General features: G+C 70.9%; 17 protein-coding genes. 11 read left to right on the top strand and 6 right to left on the bottom strand.

Annotated features, from left to right (window positions below; all coding sequences use genetic code 11):
* Positions 1 to 5: 5 nt before the first annotated feature.
* Entirely contained in the window at positions 6 to 1,262 is a 1,257-nt protein-coding gene (gene mmsB, locus ACIBSW_RS07825; RefSeq protein WP_354730769.1) for a multiple monosaccharide ABC transporter permease, read from the top strand.
* A gap of 57 nt (positions 1,263 to 1,319) precedes the next feature.
* Here mmsB and ACIBSW_RS07820 read toward each other — a convergent pair whose 3' ends face one another.
* Together ACIBSW_RS07820 and ACIBSW_RS07815 are read right to left on the bottom strand one after the other, a co-directional pair.
* The gene (locus tag ACIBSW_RS07820) at positions 1,320 to 2,591 is read right to left on the bottom strand and encodes a DUF1501 domain-containing protein (protein ID WP_354728361.1); all 1,272 of its coding nucleotides are present in this window, start codon (positions 2,589 to 2,591) and stop codon (positions 1,320 to 1,322) included.
* Positions 2,592 to 2,595: 4 nt separating this feature from the next.
* On the bottom strand, positions 2,596 to 4,140 hold the full coding sequence (locus ACIBSW_RS07815; protein WP_354728362.1) for a DUF1800 domain-containing protein: 1,545 nt from the start codon (positions 4,138 to 4,140) through the stop codon (positions 2,596 to 2,598).
* A gap of 115 nt (positions 4,141 to 4,255) precedes the next feature.
* Between ACIBSW_RS07815 and ACIBSW_RS07810 the strand changes: the two genes are divergently transcribed.
* Both ACIBSW_RS07810 and ACIBSW_RS07805 read left to right on the top strand, forming a co-directional pair.
* A complete protein-coding gene (locus ACIBSW_RS07810) occupies positions 4,256 to 5,302 on the top strand; it encodes an ROK family protein (RefSeq protein WP_354728363.1) in 1,047 nt (348 codons plus the stop codon).
* A 280-nt stretch (positions 5,303 to 5,582) separates the two neighbouring features.
* The gene (locus ACIBSW_RS07805) at positions 5,583 to 7,538 is read left to right on the top strand and encodes a PPC domain-containing protein (protein WP_354728365.1); all 1,956 of its coding nucleotides are present in this window, start codon (positions 5,583 to 5,585) and stop codon (positions 7,536 to 7,538) included.
* Positions 7,539 to 7,587: 49 nt separating this feature from the next.
* Here the strand turns inward: ACIBSW_RS07805 and ACIBSW_RS07800 are convergent, their stop codons facing one another.
* Positions 7,588 to 7,920 (bottom strand): STAS domain-containing protein, encoded by a 333-nt coding sequence (locus ACIBSW_RS07800; RefSeq protein ID WP_354728367.1) that lies wholly within the window; start codon positions 7,918 to 7,920, stop codon positions 7,588 to 7,590.
* Between the two features lie 185 nt (positions 7,921 to 8,105).
* On the opposite strand from ACIBSW_RS07800, the gene ACIBSW_RS07795 reads away from it, so the two are divergent.
* Positions 8,106 to 8,576 (top strand): peroxiredoxin, encoded by a 471-nt coding sequence (locus ACIBSW_RS07795; RefSeq protein WP_354728369.1) that lies wholly within the window; start codon positions 8,106 to 8,108, stop codon positions 8,574 to 8,576.
* A 10-nt stretch (positions 8,577 to 8,586) separates the two neighbouring features.
* On the opposite strand, the gene zwf is transcribed toward ACIBSW_RS07795, so the two are convergent.
* Positions 8,587 to 10,080: a glucose-6-phosphate dehydrogenase gene (gene zwf, locus ACIBSW_RS07790; RefSeq protein WP_354728371.1), complete on the bottom strand. Its 1,494-nt coding sequence runs from the start codon at positions 10,078 to 10,080 to the stop codon at positions 8,587 to 8,589.
* A gap of 160 nt (positions 10,081 to 10,240) precedes the next feature.
* Between zwf and ACIBSW_RS07785 the strand changes: the two genes are divergently transcribed.
* Complete coding sequence (locus ACIBSW_RS07785; protein WP_354728373.1) at positions 10,241 to 11,179, top strand: exopolyphosphatase; 939 nt, start codon at positions 10,241 to 10,243, stop codon at positions 11,177 to 11,179.
* A 145-nt stretch (positions 11,180 to 11,324) separates the two neighbouring features.
* On the opposite strand, the gene ACIBSW_RS07780 is transcribed toward ACIBSW_RS07785, so the two are convergent.
* Entirely contained in the window at positions 11,325 to 12,149 is an 825-nt protein-coding gene (locus tag ACIBSW_RS07780; RefSeq protein ID WP_354728375.1) for a DUF1775 domain-containing protein, read from the bottom strand.
* Between the two features lie 78 nt (positions 12,150 to 12,227).
* Between ACIBSW_RS07780 and ACIBSW_RS07775 the strand changes: the two genes are divergently transcribed.
* From ACIBSW_RS07775 to ACIBSW_RS07755, 5 genes are all read left to right on the top strand, one after another.
* Positions 12,228 to 12,434: an RNA-binding S4 domain-containing protein gene (locus ACIBSW_RS07775; RefSeq protein ID WP_354728377.1), complete on the top strand. Its 207-nt coding sequence runs from the start codon at positions 12,228 to 12,230 to the stop codon at positions 12,432 to 12,434.
* A gap of 147 nt (positions 12,435 to 12,581) precedes the next feature.
* Entirely contained in the window at positions 12,582 to 13,943 is a 1,362-nt protein-coding gene (locus ACIBSW_RS07770; protein WP_354728378.1) for a sugar ABC transporter substrate-binding protein, read from the top strand.
* Positions 13,944 to 13,963: 20 nt separating this feature from the next.
* Entirely contained in the window at positions 13,964 to 14,929 is a 966-nt protein-coding gene (locus tag ACIBSW_RS07765; protein WP_354728380.1) for a sugar ABC transporter permease, read from the top strand.
* Positions 14,926 to 15,774, top strand: a complete 849-nt coding sequence (locus ACIBSW_RS07760) for a carbohydrate ABC transporter permease (protein WP_354728382.1) — start codon at positions 14,926 to 14,928, stop codon at positions 15,772 to 15,774. The genes ACIBSW_RS07765 and ACIBSW_RS07760 overlap by 4 nt, the downstream gene beginning before the upstream one ends.
* 166 nt (positions 15,775 to 15,940) lie before the next feature.
* Positions 15,941 to 16,801, top strand: coding sequence for a hypothetical protein (locus tag ACIBSW_RS07755; protein WP_354728384.1), 861 nt, complete (start codon positions 15,941 to 15,943; stop codon positions 16,799 to 16,801).
* Positions 16,802 to 16,921: 120 nt separating this feature from the next.
* Here the strand turns inward: ACIBSW_RS07755 and ACIBSW_RS07750 are convergent, their stop codons facing one another.
* Positions 16,922 to 17,290: an FKBP-type peptidyl-prolyl cis-trans isomerase gene (locus tag ACIBSW_RS07750; protein WP_354728386.1), complete on the bottom strand. Its 369-nt coding sequence runs from the start codon at positions 17,288 to 17,290 to the stop codon at positions 16,922 to 16,924.
* Between the two features lie 165 nt (positions 17,291 to 17,455).
* On the opposite strand from ACIBSW_RS07750, the gene ACIBSW_RS07745 reads away from it, so the two are divergent.
* Positions 17,456 to 18,373 (top strand): lytic polysaccharide monooxygenase, encoded by a 918-nt coding sequence (locus tag ACIBSW_RS07745; RefSeq protein WP_354728388.1) that lies wholly within the window; start codon positions 17,456 to 17,458, stop codon positions 18,371 to 18,373.
* The last annotated feature ends 12 nt before the right edge of the window (positions 18,374 to 18,385 follow it).

Genomic DNA, 18,385 nt, shown 5'->3' with positions numbered 1-18,385 from the left:
CCGCGATGTCTGTCGCACCCACCAACGCCGACCTCGCGGTGGACGCCACGCCGGGCGCACCGGCCGGGCCGACCGGGGACTCGCCCCGCAAGTTCAGCCTGAACCTGCGCCAGAGCGGTATCTACATCGCCTTCGCCATCTTCGTCGTGGTGTTCACCGTGCTCACCGACGGTGACCTGCTGGCGCCGCAGAACATCAGCAACATCGTCGTGCAGAACTCCTACATCCTGATCCTGGCGATCGGGATGATCCTGATCATCATCGCCGGTCACATCGACCTGTCGGTCGGCTCCGTCGTCGCGGTCTGCGGCGCGGTCGCCGCGGACCTGATGGTCAACTTTCACGTGGCGTGGCCGCTCGCGCTGCTGATCACGCTGGTGGTCGGCGGCATCATCGGCGCCTGGCAGGGCTACTGGGTCGCCTACTTCGGCATCCCGGCCTTCATCGTCACCCTGGCCGGCATGCTGCTGTTCCGGGCGGCGACGTTCTCCGTGCTGGGCAACCGCGGCATCGGCCCGTTCCCGGACCCGGTACGCACGATGGCGAACGGTTTCACCGAGGGCTACCTGGGCAACATCGGTCTCGGCGTGCTCGGCGGCGCGGACCTGTTCAGCCTGCTGGTCGGGCTGCTCGCCGTCGCGGGCATCGTCTTCACCCAGTGGCGCGCCCGGGCGGGCCGCCAGCAGTACGGCCAGGCCGTCGACGCGATGCCGCTGTTCATCGCCAAGATGGCGGTGCCGTCGATCCTGGTCATCGTCGTGGTGACGCAGCTGGCCCGGTACAAGAACCTGCCCTGGGTGCTGGTGCTGCTGGCCTTCCTGGTCATCGCGTACTCGGTGCTCACCAACCGGGCGGTCTTCGGCCGGCAGATCTACGCGGTCGGCGGCAACCTGCAGGCCGCGACGCTCTCCGGCGTCAAGGTCAAGTCGGTGATCTTCTGGCTCTTCGTCAACATGGGCGTCCTGGCGGCGCTGGCCGGCGTCATCTTCGCCGGCCGGCTGAACCAGGCCGGCCCGACGGCGGGCAACACGTTCGAGCTCGACGCGATCGCGGCGGCCTTCGTCGGCGGCGCGGCGGTGCAGGGCGGCGTCGGCAAGGTCGTCGGCGCGATCACCGGCGGCCTGCTCATGGGCGTGATCAACAACGGCATGTCGCTGATCGGCGCCGAGGTGCAGACGGTCATGTACGTCAAGGGCGGCGTCCTGCTGCTGGCGGTCGCGCTCGACGTGTGGAGCAAGCGCCGCGCCGGCGTCGCGCGCTGACGTCGAACCCGGTGCGGCCCGCCGAACGCGGCGGCCGCACCGGGGCCGCCGTCCGGCTCAGCGGGCGGCGGCCAGCCCGAGCGATGCCGGGGCGACGTCCGGGAAGACGTCCTTCAGCGACCCGAAGCCGCAGCGCTTCTGCAGGATCTCGCCGATGACCGCGCGGTAGTCGGTCGTCGCGGCGAGGTCGCCGGCGACCAGAGCGCCCGCGGACAGGCCCGGCCACTTGCCGTACACCTTGCCGCCCCGGACTCCGCCGCCCATGAGCAGCATCGCGTTGCCGTGCCCGTGGTCGGCGCCGCGGGAGCCGTTCTCCGCCACCCGGCGGCCGAACTCGCTCACCGTCAGCAGCGTCACGTTCGCCATCCCGGCCGGGCCCAGGTCGGCCGCGAACGCGGCCAGGGCGTTCGCCGTCTCGAACAGGTTGTCGTACATGCGCTGGCCCTTGACCGCCGTGCCGAGGCCCTCGTGCATGTCCCAGTCGCCGCAGTCGACCGCGGCGACGGCCAGCCCCGCCTTCGCCTTGATCATGCGCGCCACGTCGCGCAGCGCGGCACCCAGCGGCGTCGACGGGTACGCGGCGCCGTTCGCCGGCGCATACGCCGTGGCGCGCAGCCCGGCCGTCGCCGTCAGAGCCGAGTCCGCCGCCCGTGCCGGCGCCGCCAACAGGACGGGGGCCGAGGCGTACATCTTGCGCAGCGCCGCGGCCATCGGGCGCTTGTCGCTCTCGCCGGCCAGGGCCAGGCCGTCGACGGTCGCCATCGAGATGTCGGCGGACGGGCCGGTGAAGAGGCGGGAGGGCATCGCGGTGCCGAGCGAGACGCCGGCGAGCGGGCCGGTGGCGCCGGTCATCCCGAGCATCCGGTCCAGCCAGCCGGTGCGCGTCGACGTGCCGGCGGCCGCGCGCTCCATCTCCTCCATCGCCGCGAAGTGCGAGCGCGTCGGGTTGGGCTGACCGACCGCGTGCACCGCGGCCAGGCTGCCGCCCTTCCACATGGACAGCAGCGGTGCCAGCGCCGGGTGCAGGCCGAACATGGCGTCGCCGCCGATCGCCTGGCTCTTCGGCAGGGCGATCGCCGGGCGGGCCTTGTAGTACTCCGGGTCGCCGATGGGCGCGATCGCCGACAGGCCGTCGAAACCGCCCCGCAGCGACAGCACGACCAGCGTGTCGCCGGTGTACCCGCCGGCCGCGAACGCCACCCGGGTCGACAGCCCTTCGCCGACGAGGCCGGCCAGGGCTCCGGTCGCGCCGGCGGCCAGGCCGCGGCCCAGCAGCCCGCGGCGGCTCAGCAGTCTGGTGTTCTCGTCGCAGCACGCCTGTGCGGTCATGTCTTCACCTCACCTGGAACGAGGGCGAATCGAGCACGAGGGCGACCAGATACGGCAGGCTCCCGGCCACCGACTTGTCATTGCTGGTCAGAGGACTCGTCGGCAACTTTCCGGCAACGCTTAGCACGGCGGCGACGTGGTCGGCGGGCAGCGAGGTGCCGATCAGGCGCCGGGCCAGGGCGTCCACCAGGGCGCCGTAGGTCGCGGGCAGGCTCGGCACCAGCGCCTTGAGCAGGTCGGCGGGGCGGGTGAGCCCCTTGGGGTACCAGCCGGCCGCGAGGTTCAGGTGGTTGTTGCAACGCAGGACGAAACCGGACGGCGAGGCCCAGGCGGCCGCGACGTCCGGGAAGCCGTTCGGCGGGCTCCAGCGCGCCGGCGCGTTCCCGGCGTTGACCAGGTTGTTGTAGAGCGCGTCGAGCGCCTTGACACCCGAGGCCTCGGGGCCGAGGCCGAGCGCCCGGACCGTCGCGGCCAGGTCCTCGAACGGCGTGCGGACCTTCTGCCCGATCGAGGCGGCGAACTCCGGCGAGGTGAACAGGGCCCTCAGCACCGGTACGACGGCCGTGTCGTTGTCCAGGTACACCTTCGCGAGCTTGGCGACCAGCGTCGGCGGCGCCTCGTCGGCGACGAAGCGGACGCACAGCTTGGTGGCGACGCGCTCGGCGGTCGCCTGGTGCCTGGCCAGGTAGTCGAGGAACGCCAGCACGGCCGCCTCGCCGCCCGCGGCGGTGGCGTTCGCGTGGCTGAAGCCGAGGATCCGCACGGCACCGGTGGCGTGCTTGTCCGCCGCGTACAGGTAGGTGCCGTCCTTGCCGACGGTCAGCCCGGTGAGCAGCTTCGCCGCGGCCTGCACGTCCGCCTCGCTGTACTTCATGCCGACGGTGTGCAGCTCCATCAGCTCGCGGGCGTAGTTCTCGTTCGGCAGGGCCTTGGTCGACGACCGGTTGTCCAGGTACGTGAGCATCGCCGGGTGCCGGGCGGCGGCCTTGAGCATGTCGGCGAAGCGGCCGAAGGCGTGCTTGCGGATCACCGAGACGTCGTAGTCGGTCCGGCTGTCCCACACCCCGCTGGACGGCGCGGTGACGTGCAGGTGGTTGGCCCAGAACGCGGCGGTCGTCTCGAACAGCTGCCGGTTGCTCCAGATCGCCCGGGCGATCGTGGCGCGGCCCAGCTGACCGAACGCCTCGTACGAGTGCAGGGGCAGCTTGGCCCGGACGGTCGCGATGCCGGCGCCGGCCAGCGGGAGGCGGGTCAGCAGCGCGTCCAGCGCGGCATCGTCGATCTTGGCGGGGGCGAGCTGGCGGTCCAGCCAGCCGGCCGCGCCGAGCTTGGTGATCTCGGCGAGGGCGGCCGGGGTCGGGCCGAAGGTCGCCCGGCGCAGCAGGTGCGCGAGCGGGTCGGTGGACACGAGGCCGGCCGGCTCCGGGGTCGCGGCGGCGGCGGGCGCGGCCAGCGCGGCCTCGAGGGCCAGGCCCCCGGCGGTGGTCACGGCCACCGCCACGGCACCACCGAGAACGGCGCGGCGGGTGGTCTCCGGCTTCGTCGTCATACCGGGCACTTCGGCGCGTTTCCGGCCGTCCAGCGTCCGTTCGGCCGCTGGCAACCTGCCTGCAATCGGCGCGCACCCGTCGCCTACCGGCGGGTCCGCACGTACGCTCAGCCGTGTGGATCAGATCGATGTGGTGCGGACCCCGGCGTCCTGGGTGGTTGTTGGCCTCGACAACGGCGGCACCTGCAACAATGCGACCGTGCTGGACGCGACGGGCCAGTATCTCGTCGATCAGATGGTGGAGAGCCCCAGTCTGGTGACCGACGGCCCGCAGGCCGCGGTCGAACAGCTAGCCGAGGCGTTCCACGGCATCCTCTCCATGACCAGCACCCCGATGACGCTGGTCCGCGCCGTCGGCCTGGACACGCCGGGCCCGGCGAGCGCCGACGGGGTGATCTCCTCGAAGGGCTCGACGAACTTCTCCCAGCTCTCCTGGCACGGCTTCGACATCCGCGGCGCCCTCGAGGCGCGCATCGGCCTGCCGGTGATCTACAACAACGACGCCAACGCGGCGGCGCTCTACGCACACCACCGGCACTTCGGCGCCGAGGCGCCGCAGCGCTCGTCGGTGTCGGCGATCGTCGGCACCGGCCTCGGCGGCGGCGTGGTGGAGGACGGCAAGGTCATCGGCGGCGCGGTCGGCATGGCGGGCGAGCTGGGCCACGTGCAGATCCCGCTGCACGGCGTGCTGGAGGCCGACCAGCCGGTGCCGCGGTGCAACTGCGGCTTCGAGGGCGACGTGGAGAGCATCGCGTCGCTGACCGGCATCACCAACAACCTGCTGCCGTACTGGCTGAAGCGGTTCCCCGACCACCCGCTCGCCAATGAGTCGATCAAGAAGGCGGCCAAGCTGCTGCGCGGGTACGGCGAGCGCGAGGACCCGCTCGCGCTCGCGGTCTTCGGCCAGCAGGCGCGCGCGATCGGCAAGCTGTTCACGATCGCGGCGAACTTCACCGATCCGGCCGCCTACTTCCTCGGCGGCGGCGTGGTCGAGGCGGCGCCGCACTTCCGGCAGTGGTTCCTGAACACGGTGCGCGAGCACACCCAGCTCCGCGCCGAGCAGCAGGCGGCGGCGACGTTCGCGCTGGTGCCGGACCTGGACATGGCCGGCGCCCGGGGCGCCGCGGTCGCGGCGCTCGCCCGGGTGCGCGGCGCGCTGTAGGCCCGCGATCGAGCGGTCCGCCTCCCGTACACCGGAGGCGGCGGCGGGCCGCGCCCGCAGATTTCGTGGATTACGAACAATGCCGCCGTATCACCGCTATTCGGTGAATGGTATCGAGCATTCTCGATATACATTCCACCATTTGGAACGGGCGCGAATGTGGGCGTTCCTAACACCTTTTACAGCTCATTGACAGCCCTAGATATTGATCGACATCTTCAGTAGCGTCCCCAGTGCCGTCCGCGGCGGGGGGCCCGGACGCGCTGAAGGGGGATCACTGATGCGACGAAGCATCGCGACCGTCGGAGCTGTCGTGCTCGGACTCGTTGCGCTCACCGCGGGCGCGGCGCCGGCCGCTCCAATCCTGACCGACCCGGGGCTGAGCCCCGCCGACAAGGCATCCGTCGACGCCGGCCTGCCGGTGGCCGACAAGGCCAAACCGGGCACCAAGCCGGCCGGCCCGAACCCGTTCCTGTCCCTGCTGCCCGACGCGTCGAAGGCCGACTACAGCGGCTGGGCGACGTACCTGAAGAAGCAGGCCTCGGCGAAGGCCGCCGCCCGCCTGAAGGCCCTCGCCGGCACGCCGGCCGCGGCCGCCAAGGCCGCCGCGGCCGCGGTGGTCGTCGATGAGGCGGAGCCGGACGGCACCCGGGGCTCCAACGACAATCCCGCGTCCGCCCAGCTGATCAAGAACTTCGGCACCGGGGCCGCGCAGAACTCCGCGATCCGCATCCTGGGCCAGCTCGACCCCGAGACGGTCACCACCGTCGTCCGGCCGCCGAACCCGGAGGACGACGGGTCCATCACCCTCGCCGGCGACACCGGCATCGGCACGGTCCGGTCCGGGATCGTCACCAACGCCGTGATCGGCGACGGGCCGCACGGCTCGGCCGGCACCGGCACCAACGACTTCGACTTCTACAAGCTTCAGGCCACCGCCGGCCAGGTCGTGAAGGTGCAGACCGCCACGCCGACCGGCGCCCTGGACACCCTGGTCGCGCTCTACACCCCGGACGGCACGATCGTCGCCTCCAACGACGACTCGGGCGGCGGCTTCGACAGCCTGATGCAGTACAAGGTCCCGGCCACCGGCACCTTCTACGCGATCGTCGCGGCCTACAGCGGCCTGCCCGCCGACCCGTTCGACCCGGCCAGCGGCGACGGCGGCGCGAGCGAGGGCCCCTACACGGTCACCATCACGGAGGCCTCGGACGACAGCGACTTCTTCGCGGTCAAGCTCAAGGCCGGCGACGTGCTCGGCGCCTCGGTGAAGGGCTCCCCGGCGTACCTGACGGTCTACGACACCGTCCCGCGCGAGGTGCACGGCTCCGACCAGGATGCCAGCTTCATCTACCCGATGGACTCGCTGCTGCCCGGCGGCGGCAACGCGGTCACCGACTACGTGGCGACCAAGGCCGGCTGGCACTACGTCGCCGTCGCGCAGGGCAGCGGCTCCTACGACATCACCGTCGAGGCGTACCGGCCGGTCCTGCAGGGCGCGAAGCCGGTGCAGACGCTGTACCTGGACTTCGACGGTGCCCGGGTCAACACGGGTGTCTTCGGCGGAACGGGCAACGTGCAGCTCAGCCCGTTCTCGGCGTTCCTCGCGCTGTGGGGCATCCCCAGCGTGCAGGAGGACGAGGTGATCGACGCGGTGGTCGCCAGCGTCACCGAGAGCCTCAAGCAGGACCTGATCGACAGCGGTCTCAACAACCGGTTCAAGCTGAAGATCCTCAACAGCAAGGACCACGCGGACCCGTGGGGCCAGAAGAACGTCAGCCGCGTCGTCATCGGCGGCACGATCGACGAGTCCGGCGTCAGCACGATCGGCATCGCGCAGAGCATCGACCCGGGCAACTTCGAGACCGAGGAGACCGCCCTGGTGCTGCAGGACGTGCTCAGTGACCCGGCCGGCGGCCCGGCCTCGCTGAACACCTACCTGACCGCGGACAGCGACCGGATCGCCTTCGTCGGCCAGGCCGTCGGCAACGTGACCGCGCACGAGGCGGGCCACTTCTTCGGCGACTTCCACACCGACAACTCCGACGACATCCCCAACGTGATGGACTCGGGCGGCGCCAACTTCGACGTGCTCTTCGGCGTCGGCCCGGACGGCGTCGGCGGCACCGCGGACGACGTCGACGTCGACTTCGGCGACAGTCCGTTCAGCCCGGCCGAGGGCTTCATCGGCACGGAGGACACGCTGGGCCGGATCGTCTTCGGCGTCACCAGCTGACGTTTCGGCAGGAGTGGGGGCGTCCCGGTGACCCGGGGCGCCCCCATTTTCATTCCTTGAGCGCGGTCGCGACGTCGGCGTGCAGTGACATGTAGTCGGTCAGCCCGAGGGTGTCGAGCAGGCGGCGCAGGAACCCCGAGGGCGCGGCGAGCCGGACCCAGCCGCCGCGTTCCGTGGCCCGGCCGTGCGCCGTGACCAGCACGCCGATGCCCATCGAGTCGCAGAAGTCGAGCCCCGAGAGATCGACGACGAGGCGCGGGGCCGGGCGTTCGACGAGCCGGCCGAGGTTGGCCTTGAGCGACGCGGCGGTGTCGATGTCGAGGGAGCCGCGCAGCGTCAGAACGGCCGTGTTGGGCGGGTGGTGGGCGACCGAGACCTGCATGGCGGCGTCGCTTTCCTCGGGGGGCAGGGGTCAGCCGGGGGATCCGGGGGAGTATCGGCGGGTGTCTCCACCCTAAGGCCTGTTCCGTCGATCTTGTCTGGTTGCGCGGGCGCCGACAAGAGCGCCGCGGAGCCCTGGGGCCGGCAGCGGTCGCCGGTGGCAACCGGTAGCGGTACCTTGATCAAATGAGCATCGACAAGGGTGATGTCGCCCCCGACTTCGAACTATCCGACCAGGACGGCAATCCGCGCCGGCTGAGCACGCTGCTCGCCGACGGCCCGGTGGTCCTGTTCTTCTATCCCGCCGCGATGACCAGCGGCTGCACCGCCGAGGCCTGCAACTTCCGGGACCTCGCCGCGGAGTACGCGCAGGCCGGCGCGCAGCGGATCGGGATCAGCCGCGACGCCGTCGGCAAGCAGAAGAAGTTCGCCGACCTGCACGGCTTCGACTACCCCCTGCTCTCCGACAACGAGAGCACGGTGGCCGAGGCGTACGGCGTGAAGCGCAAGCTGCCGCTCGGCCCGCTGAGCATCCGGCGGATGACCTTCGTGATCGACACCGACCGTACGGTGCTGGAGGTCGTGCACAGCGAGCGGAACATGAACGAGCACGCCGACCGGGCCCTGGAGATCCTGAAGGCCCGATCGGCGCAGTAGTGCCGGCCGCTCAGATCGCGTTGCGCCACTTCCGGCCGCTGCGGCCGATGAGCCGGTCGGCGTCGGTCGGCCCCCAGGAGGCCGCCTCGTAAGTGGGGATCGGCGAATTGTCGTTCTTCCAGTGCTCGATGATCGGATCGACGATCCGCCAGCACTGCTCGACCTCGTCGGTGCGGATGAACAGCGTGGGGTCGCCGAGCAGCGCGTCGAGCAGCAGCCGCTCGTACGCCTCCGGCGACTCCTCGCGGAACGTCTGCTCGTACGAGAAGTCCATGCTCGCCGTGCGCACCCGGAACGAGTGCCCGGGCACCTTCGCGCCGAAGCGCAGCGAGATGCCCTCGTTCGGCTGGATCCGCAGGATCAGCGCGTCCGCGTCCAGCTCGGTGAGCTGGTTGGTCGGGATCGGCAGGTGCGGCGGCCGCTGGAACTGCAGCGCGACCTCGGTCACCCGGGCGGGCAACCGCTTTCCGGTACGCACATAGAACGGCACCCCGGCCCAGCGCCAGTTGTCGACGTTGAGCCGCATCGCCGCGTACGTCTCGGTGCGCGACAGCGGGTCGACGCCGACCTCCTCGCGGTAGCCGGCCATCAGGTCCTCGCGGGTGCCGCCGCGGGTGTACTGGCCGCGGACCGCCAGGTCGGCGATGTCGCGGTCGGTGGGCAGCCGGATCGCCTGCAGCAGCTTGACCTTCTCGTTGCGCAGCCCCTCCGCGTCGAACGACGCCGGGGGCTCCATCAGGGCCAGCGCGAGGACCTGCAGCACGTGGTTCTGCACGATGTCGCGCATCGCGCCGGCGTGCTCGTAGAAGCCGCCCCGGGTGCCGACGCCGAGCGTCTCCGCGACCGTGATCTGCACGTGGTCGACCCACGAGCGGTTCCAGATGGGCTGGAAGATCGCGTTGGCGAAGCGCAGCGCGAGCACGTTCTGGACGGTGTCCTTGCCCAGGTAGTGGTCGATGCGGAAGACCTGCGGCTCGTCGAAGGCGGCGTGCACGATGCCGTCCAGCTCGTTGGCCGTCCGCAGGTCGTTGCCGTAGGGCTTCTCGATGACCAGCCGGGCGAAGGAGCCCTCCCGGGGGTGGTTCAGGCCGGCGCCGGCCAGGCCCTTGATGACCGGCTCGAAGGCCTCGGCGGGGGTGGAGAGGTAGTAGATCCGGTTGCCGGACGTGCCGCGGGTGGCGTCGAGGTCGTCGAGCACCTCGGCCAGGCGCTTGTAGGTCTCCGGGCTGTCGTAGCCGCCCGTCACGTACCGGATGCCGCCCTGCAGCTGCGGCTTGTCCGCCAGGCTGCGGGTGCCGAGCGCGCTCTCGGCGAACTGCTGGTCCTCCATCGGCGTGCGGGCGACGCCGACCAGGGCGAACTCGCCGGGCAGCCGGTTGTGCCGGGCGAGGCTCTCGACGGCCGGCAGCAGCTTGCGGCGGGTGAGGTCGCCGGAGGCGCCGAAGATGACCAGGGTGGCGGGCGGTGCGTTGCGGTCCTGTGCGAGCTGGGGAACGGTGTCCATCGTCAGGTCTTCCTCCGACCGCGTTGCGTGAAGCTTCCGTGTGAACTTTACGCAGCGCGAGGGGCGCCGGATCAAACCCGTACGCCGATGCGACCAGGCCCCTAGCTGCAAAAGTGGCAAACTGGGGAGTAAGGTGCCAATCGGCAGAGGGAGATTGCTCGTGAAGTACCGGCTCGTGACCCGCAGCGACTTCGACGGTCTGGTCTGCGCCGTGTTGCTGCGCGTGCTCGACATGATCGACGACATCACCTTCGTGCACCCCAAGGACGTGCAGGACGGCGCGATCGCCATCACCGACCGTGACATCCTGACCAATCTGCCGTTCGCGCCCGGCGCGCACATGGTGTTCGACCACCATCACTCCGAGACTCTGCGTAACCAGGGCGACCGCTCGAACCACATCATCGACCCGGACGCGCCCTCGGCGGCGCGGGTCATCTACGACTACTACGGCGGGGCGGAGCGCTTCCCGGAGATCTCGGACGAGCTCATGCGCGCCGTCGACCAGGCCGACTCCGCGGACTACTCCCTCGACGACATCCTCAACCCGCAGGGCTGGACGCTGCTCAACTTCCTGATGGACAGCCGGACCGGCCTCGGCCGCTTCCGCGAGTTCCGGATCTCGAACTACCAGCTGATGATGCTGCTCATCGACGCCTGTCTCCAGCTGCAGGGTGTGGACGAGATCCTCGAACTGCGCGACGTCAAGGAGCGCTCGGAGCTGTACCACGACTGCTCGGCGATGTTCGTGGAGCAGCTGCGCCGGGTGAGTCACGTCGACGGCGACGTCGTCGTGGTCGACCTGCGCGAGGAGGAGACGATCCACGCGGGCAACCGCTTCATGGTGTACGCGCTCTACCCCGAGGCCCGGGTGTCGGTGCACATCATCTGGGGCCGGCAGCGGATCAACACGGTCTTCGCGTGCGGCAAGTCGATCCTCGACCGCTCGTCCCCGGTCGACATCGGCGAGGTGATGCTCCGCTACGGCGGCGGCGGCCACCTCGCGGCCGGCACCTGCCAGGTCTCGCACGAGGACTCGGCCCAGGTGCTCGCCGAGATCATCGACGCGCTCAAGACGCCCCGAACGGTCGCGGTGTAAAGAGCTGAGCGGAGCGGGAAGCCGAACCTTCCCGCCCCGCTCTATGCAGGTCGTGGGTCTTGCCCTTGACCCCACCCGCCGGTCGTGTTCCGCGCCCCACGCGCATCAGCACGACACACCCGCGCCCACCTGCGCGGGACGTCTATCAGTCGCCCGGACCGTCCTGGTAGCTCCAGGCGGTCACCCGCGGCGCCTTCGCCGCGCCGACCAGTTCCTTGTCCCCGGCGTCGTCGTCGCCCGCCTCGGGCTCCTCGCCGGTGGTCTCGCCCCGGCGACGGGACCGCAGCACCGCGATCGCGCCGGCGGCGACGGCCAGGGCGGCGACGACCCAGCCCGCGACGGTCCAGAAGCCCGGGCCGTCATCGGCCTCGAGCAGCGCCTCGATCACGGCCGGGTCGAGCTCGTCGGTGCCGGTGCCGGAGTGCCCGCCGTTGTGGCCGGCCGCGTCCTGCCCGGCCGGAGCCGGGGTGAGCGTGAGCACCACCGGCGGCAGCGGCGCGCCCTTGGCCGGGTCCGCGTACGTCGCCTCGACCTTGAAGGTCATCTGTGTGGTGGTCGGCAGCGGGCCCATGGCGACCACCAGGTCCGTCGAGCGGCCCGGGGCGAGCGCCTTGCCGGGCATCGCGATCCAGGTGATCGCCGCGGCGGCCTCGTTGACCTGGCTGTTGCCGTGCAGGCCGAGCATCGGTTTGTCGAGAGGCCGGTTGACGATCTGCGGCGCCCAGTCGTTCACCGAGAGGGGGTAGACCTCGGCGACCGGCAGGTCGGCGGGGAGCAGCAGCTTCACCCGGGTGATCGCGCTCTGCGCCGTGTTCTTCACCTGGAACGTCACGTCGGCGCCGCCGCCCTGCGGCGCGGTCGGCGGGCTGACCGTCACGTCGGCGGCGGCGGGGGACGCCGCACACAGCACGCCCGCGGCGACGGCGACGGCCAGTACGCCCGCCCGGCGGTGCTTCACGAGATGCCTCACGAGGGTTAGTTCGGATCACGGGCCCGAATGGTTCAACCGCGAGGAACTTTTTTCCGCGAGTTCGGCATGATGGTCGGCATGCGTGACGTGCCGATCGACAGCGACATGATCAGACTCGGACAGTTCCTGAAGCTTGCGGACCTCATCGACACCGGGGGTGAGGCCAAGATTCTGATCACTGTCGGCGACGTGACGGTCAACGGCGAGGTCGACACCCGGCGCGGCCGGCAGCTGCATCCCGGCGACGTGGTCTCGGTCCGGGGCCGGTCCGCCCGCGTCGCCTGAGGACGGTTCGGGCAACTTCGATACTCATATATGCAACATCGTGTGATGAGTTGTTGACAGAGTGTCGATCACAGGCATCTACTGAGGTCGGTTGTGTAACCGGCGTCACAGTTGTCCTGTTCGTTCCGCCTCGCCGGGGAGGCCCCTATGTCTCGTGCGGTCACGTCGGGAGCGGTCGCGGTGCTGCTCGCGGCGGCGCTCACCGGATGCGCGGGCTGGGGCGGAGGCGGCGGCGGGTCGGACGACGCGAACAGCATCGACGTGCTGATGGTCAACAACCCTCAGATGATCGATCTGCAACGGCTGACGGCCGAGAACTTCACCGCGAAGACCGGCATCCGGGTCAACTTCACCGTGCTGCCGGAGAACGACGTCCGTGACAAGATCAGTCAGGAGTTCTCCAGCCAGGCCGGCCAGTACGACGTCGCCTCGCTGAGCAACTTCGAGATCCCGATCTACGCCCGGAGCGAGTGGATCGCCCCGCTGGACGACTACGTCGCTTCCGACACCGGGTTCGACCAGGCGGACATCCTGCCGCCGATGACCAAGTCGCTGACCGCCGACGACGGCAAGCTGTACGGCGAGCCGTTCTACGGCGAGTCCTCGTTCCTGATGTACCGCAAGGACGTCCTCGACGCGCAGGGCATCCAGATGCCGGCGAAGCCGACCTGGCAGCAGGTCGCCGCCATCGCCGCGCAGGTCGACGGCAAGCAGCCCGGCATGGCCGGCATCTGCCTGCGCGGCCAGCCCGGCTGGGGCCAGCTCTTCGCGCCGCTCACCACGGTGGTGAACACGTTCGGCGGCACCTGGTTCGACGAGGACTGGAACGCACAGGTCGACGCGCCCGAGTTCCGGCGGGCCACCCAGTTCTACGTCGACCTGGTCCGCGCGCACGGCGAGACCGGCGCGCCGCAGGCCGGCTTCACCGAGTGCCTCAACAACCTGATCCAGGGCAACGTCGCGATGTGGTACGACGCGACCAGCGCCGCCGGCTCGCTCGAGGCCGCGGACTCGCCGGTCAAGGGCAAGATGGGCTACGTCGCCGCGCCGGTGGAGAAGACCGCGAGCTCGGGCTGGCTCTACGCCTGGTCCTGGAGCATCCAGCAGGCCAGCGAGAAGAAGGACAACGCCTGGCGGTTCATCTCCTGGGCGTCCGGCCGCGAGTACGAGGAGCTGGTCGGCGCCCAGCTCGGCTGGTCCCGGGTGCCCGCCGGCAAGCGCGGGTCGACCTACGACAACCCGGACTACCTCAAGGAGGCGTCGGCGTTCGCGGCGCCGACCGAGCAGGCGATCTCCAGCGCCGACCCGCGCAACCCCGGCGTGCAGCCGCGGCCGGCCATCGGCATCCAGTTCGTCGGCATCCCCGAGTTCACCGACCTCGGCACCCAGGTGTCGCAGTACGTGAGCTCGGCCATCGCCGGGCAGATGACCGTCGACGAGGCCCTCGAGCGCGGTCAGCCCTTGGCCGACGACGTCGCCGAACGCTATCGATCCCGCGAGAACGGCTGACGACAGGGAGGCGTAGCGACATGACATCCGTGGCCGAGAAGGCCGGCGAGGGGCAGGTCGGCAGCGCCCCCGTGCGCCCGCCCGGCGCGGCCCGGCGCGCCGCGGCCTGGTCCCGCCGCGCGCCGCTGCTGCCCGCCCTGGTCTTCATGATCATCGTGACCCAGCTGCCGTTCGTGGTGACCCTGGGCATCTCGTTCATGGACTGGAACGCCTACTACCCGCAGGAGCGCGGCTTCGCCGGCTTCGACAACTTCCGGCGGGTGTTCACCGACGTCAACATGCGCGACGCGGTGGCGACGACGATCCTGCTCACCGTCGGCGTCGTGCTGATCAGCCTGGTGCTCGGGCTGGGCATCGCGCTGCTGCTGGACCGTAAGTTCCGGGGGCGCGGCGCGGTCCGCACCATGATGATCGCGCCGTTCCTGGTCGTGCCGGTCGCGGCGGCGCTGCTCTGGAAGCACGCGCTCTACAACCCCGAGTACGGCCTCTTCAACGGCGCGCTGACCTGGATCTGGGGCGTGTTCGGCTCCGACGACCCGCCGCAGCCGGACTGGATCAGCAACATGCCACTGTGGTCGATCATCTTCTCGCTGGTCTGGCAGTGGACGCCGTTCATGATGCTGATCCTGCTGGCCGGACTGCAGAGCCGGCCGCTGGACGTGGTCGAGGCGGCGCGCATCGACGGCGCCGGCGGCTGGCAGATCTTCCGCAGCATGACGCTGCCGCACCTGCGCCGCTACCTCGAGCTCGGCGCGCTGCTCGGCTCGATCTACGTGGTACAGACCTTCGACGCCGTCTTCACCATCACGTCCGGCGGCCTGGGCACGGCGAACCTGCCGTACACGATCTATCAGATCTTCTATCAGGCGCACGACTACGGCCGGGCCTCGGCGGCCGCGGTGGTCGTGGTCGTCGCCACGATCATCATCGCGACGTTCGCGCTTCGGACGGTTTCGTCGCTGTTCAGGGAGGACTCGGGCCGATGAGCACTCTGACACCGACGGCGCCGCGGCGCCGGGACCGTGGCGGGCCGTGGCTCAGCCTGCTGGCCTGGGTCGTCGGCCTGCTGTTCGTGCTGCCGGTGCTCTGGATGGTGCTGACCTCGTTCCACAGCGAGGCCGACGCCGCGACCAACCCGCCCGCGGTCCTCGCCCCGCTGACCCTGGAGGGCTACCGCGAGTTCTTCTCCGGCGCCGCGAGCCCGTGGCCGCCGCTGCTCAACTCGCTCACCGCCAGCATCCTGTCCACGGTCCTGGTGCTGCTGCTGGCGTTCCCCGCCGCGTACGCGCTGTCCATCAAGCCGGTGCGCAAGTGGACCGACGTGCTGTTCTTCTTCCTGTCCACCAAGATGCTGCCGGTCGTCGCCGGCCTGCTGCCGCTGTACCTGTTCGCCCAGTACGCCGGCCTGCTCGACAACATCTGGCTGCTGATCGTCTTCTACACCTCGATGAACCTGCCGATCGCGGTCTGGATGATGCACTCGTTCCTGTCCGAGGTGCCGGTCGAGATGCTCGAGGCCGCGTCGATGGACGGCGCGGGCCTGGCCCGTACGCTGCGCTCGGTGATCGCCCCGGTGGTCCTGCCGGGCATCGCGGCGACCGCGCTGATCTGCTTCATCTTCAGCTGGAACGAGCTGCTCTTCGCCCGGGTGCTCACCGCGACCGTCGCGGAGACCTCCCCGGTCTTCCTGACCAGCTTCGTCACCAGCCAGGGCCTGTTCCTGGCCCAGCTGTGCGCGGCCGCCTTCGTGGTCTCGCTGCCCGTGCTCGTGGCCGGCTTCGCGGCGCAGGACAAGCTCGTGCAGGGCCTGTCGCTGGGCTCGGTCAAGTAGCCGCGCCCCCAAGCTCCACTCCGCCCCGATAAAGGTGACCGGCCCCGCCCCCTGGGGCCGGTCACCGCCCGCGATTTTTCCCCGATAGTGGTAGGAACCGGCCCGTCCCGGGGTACGTCTGACCGCCATGACGAGACTTCGCTGCCTGTGTACGGCCGCTGCCTCCGTGACCTTGTTCCTGCTCAGCGGGTGTGCCCAGTCGGCCGGCTCCGGCGCCGAGGCGTCGTCGTCCACCGCCGTTCCCGAGTCGCCCGCCGTACCCGGCAACGTCGACGCGCTGATGCTGCGGGTGGAGCACACCGGGGGCTTCGTCGGCCCGGACCTGCTCGCGAGCCGGATGCCGCAGATCAGCGTCTACGCCGACGGCCGGGTGATCTTCGACGGCCCGGTGCCGGCCGTCTACCCCGGCCCGGCGCTGCCCAACGTCCAGGTGCTGACCATCTCGCCCGACGCGCTCGGCACGCTGATCGACAAGGCCGTCGCCGCCGGGGTCGAGGACGGCGCCGACCTGGGCCACCCCGGCGTCGCGGACGCGCCGACCACCGAGATCACCGTCCGGACCGTGGCCGGCGAGCAGACCGTCGCCGCGGAGGCGCTCAACGAGGCGCAGGCCGACGACCCGATGCTCACCGCGCCGCAGCGGGAGGCCCGCAAGAAGCTACTGGCCTTCACCGAGGAGCTGGACCGGCTGACCAGCCAGCCGGCCGGCGGCACGCCGCAGCAGTACCGCCCGGAGACCTTGGCCGCGATCGTGCAGAAGTACGTGGCGCCCGACGACGCCGTGCAGCCGGTCCGGCCGCAGGCGGTCCGGTGGCCCGGCCCGGCGCTGCCCGGCGAGTCGCTGAACCCGGCCCTCGGCCTGAGCTGCGTCGCCGCCACCGGCAAGCAGCTCGACGCCGTGCTGGCCGCGGCGAAGGAGGCGAACGCCGTCACGCCGTGGACCTCCGGCGGCGACGCCTACTCGGTGCGGCTGCGGCCGCTGCTCCCGGACGAGACCGGCTGCGCCGACCTGAAGGCGGCCCGATGACCCCGATCGGCGAGCCGTTCGACGCGTCCCGGGGCTCGCGACCGGAGCCCGGCACGCCGGGCGGCGACGGGCCGGGACAGGCGCCGCCCGTCCCGGCCCGCACGACCTGCCGGCCCTGGCTTACTGCACGCCGTGCAGATCCACCACAAAGATGAGGGTCTCGTTCGGCTTGATCGCCCCGGCTGCGCCGCGGGAACCGTAGCCGAGGTGCGGGGGGATGGTCAGCTTGCGGCGGCCGCCGACGCGCATGCCGACCACCCCCTGGTCCCATCCGCCGATGACCTGGCCGTCACCCAGCAGGAACTCGAACGGCTGGCCGCGGTTGTACGAGGCGTCGAACTCCTTGCCCGTGGAGAACGCGACCCCCACGTAGTGGACGCTGACCCGGTGCCCCGGCTTCGCCTCGTCGCCGTCACCGACGGTGAGGTCATCAACGACCAAATCGGCCGGCGGCGCGCCCTCGATGGGGCCGACGTCGGGCTTCTCCATGTTTCCTCCTGTGTTGTATGCCTTCGGCCATGCAACCACAGCGCCGCGCCTTTTCGTGCCGGGACCACCCACCGTAGTGAACGACTGGGGGTCGATCTCCGTACTGTTCGCCGTGGGGCCGCTCCGGGCCTCGCGTTCGTCGTGCCCGCGAGCCGAGGAGGTCACATGACCGTCGTACGCCGTACCGTTGCCCTGGCCCTGGCCGGTGGGATCGCCGCGGCCGCCGCGGTGCTCCCGGCGGTACCCGCACTCGCGCACGGCGCGCCCACCTCGCCGATCAGCCGCACCGCGGCCTGCGCGCCCGGCGGTGAGAACTCGAGCTCGGCGGCCTGCAAGGCGGCCCGCGCGGCGAACGGCGGGCCGATCGGCCGCTTCGACAACCTGCGGGTGCCGAACGTGAACGGCAAGGACAAGCAGGTCATCCCGGACGGCGAGCTGTGCGGCGGCGGCCTGGCGGCGTTCCGGGGCCTGGACCTGCCCCGCACCGACTGGCCGTCGACCAAGGTCACCGCGGGCGACTCGCTGCCCATCGTCTACCGGGGGACCATCCCGCACCAGGGCACGTTCCGGGTGTACCTGACCAAGCAGGGCTACGACCCCACCGAACCGCTCGGCTGGGGCGACCTCGGCGGCTCGCCGATCCTGACGTCGCAGGACCCGCCGCTGCGGGGCGGCGCCTACCGGATGACCGCCAAGCTGCCGAAGGACCGCAGCGGGCGGCACGTGCTCTACACCGTCTGGCAGACCTCCAGCACGCCGGACACCTACTACTCCTGCTCCGACCTGCAGATCAAGGCCAAGCCCGTCGCAGTCGCCGCCACCAAGCCGGCCAAGGCGAAGCCCTCCGCGACGCCCAAGGCGTCGCGCTCGGCGGAGCCGGGGGTGGTCGCCTCGCCGCAGGAGGCCGCCGCTCCGGCGGCCGCGGACACGGAGCAGGCCAGGGAGGTGTCGCTGAGCCCGGCGGCGGCGGAGGCGCAGGACCGGGTGGCCCTGGGCCATCAGATCATCATCGCGGCGCTCGTCGTCATCGTCGGCGTCCTGGCCGGCACCGGCTTCAACCGCTGGCGCGCCGCCCGCCGGTAGCGGCCCGGCCGG

The organism is Actinoplanes sp. NPDC049668 (assembly GCF_044465445.1).
Classification (GTDB): domain Bacteria; phylum Actinomycetota; class Actinomycetes; order Mycobacteriales; family Micromonosporaceae; genus Actinoplanes.
Note: the sequence above shows the minus strand (reverse complement) of the source record. Positions and strands in the feature narration are given on the sequence as shown.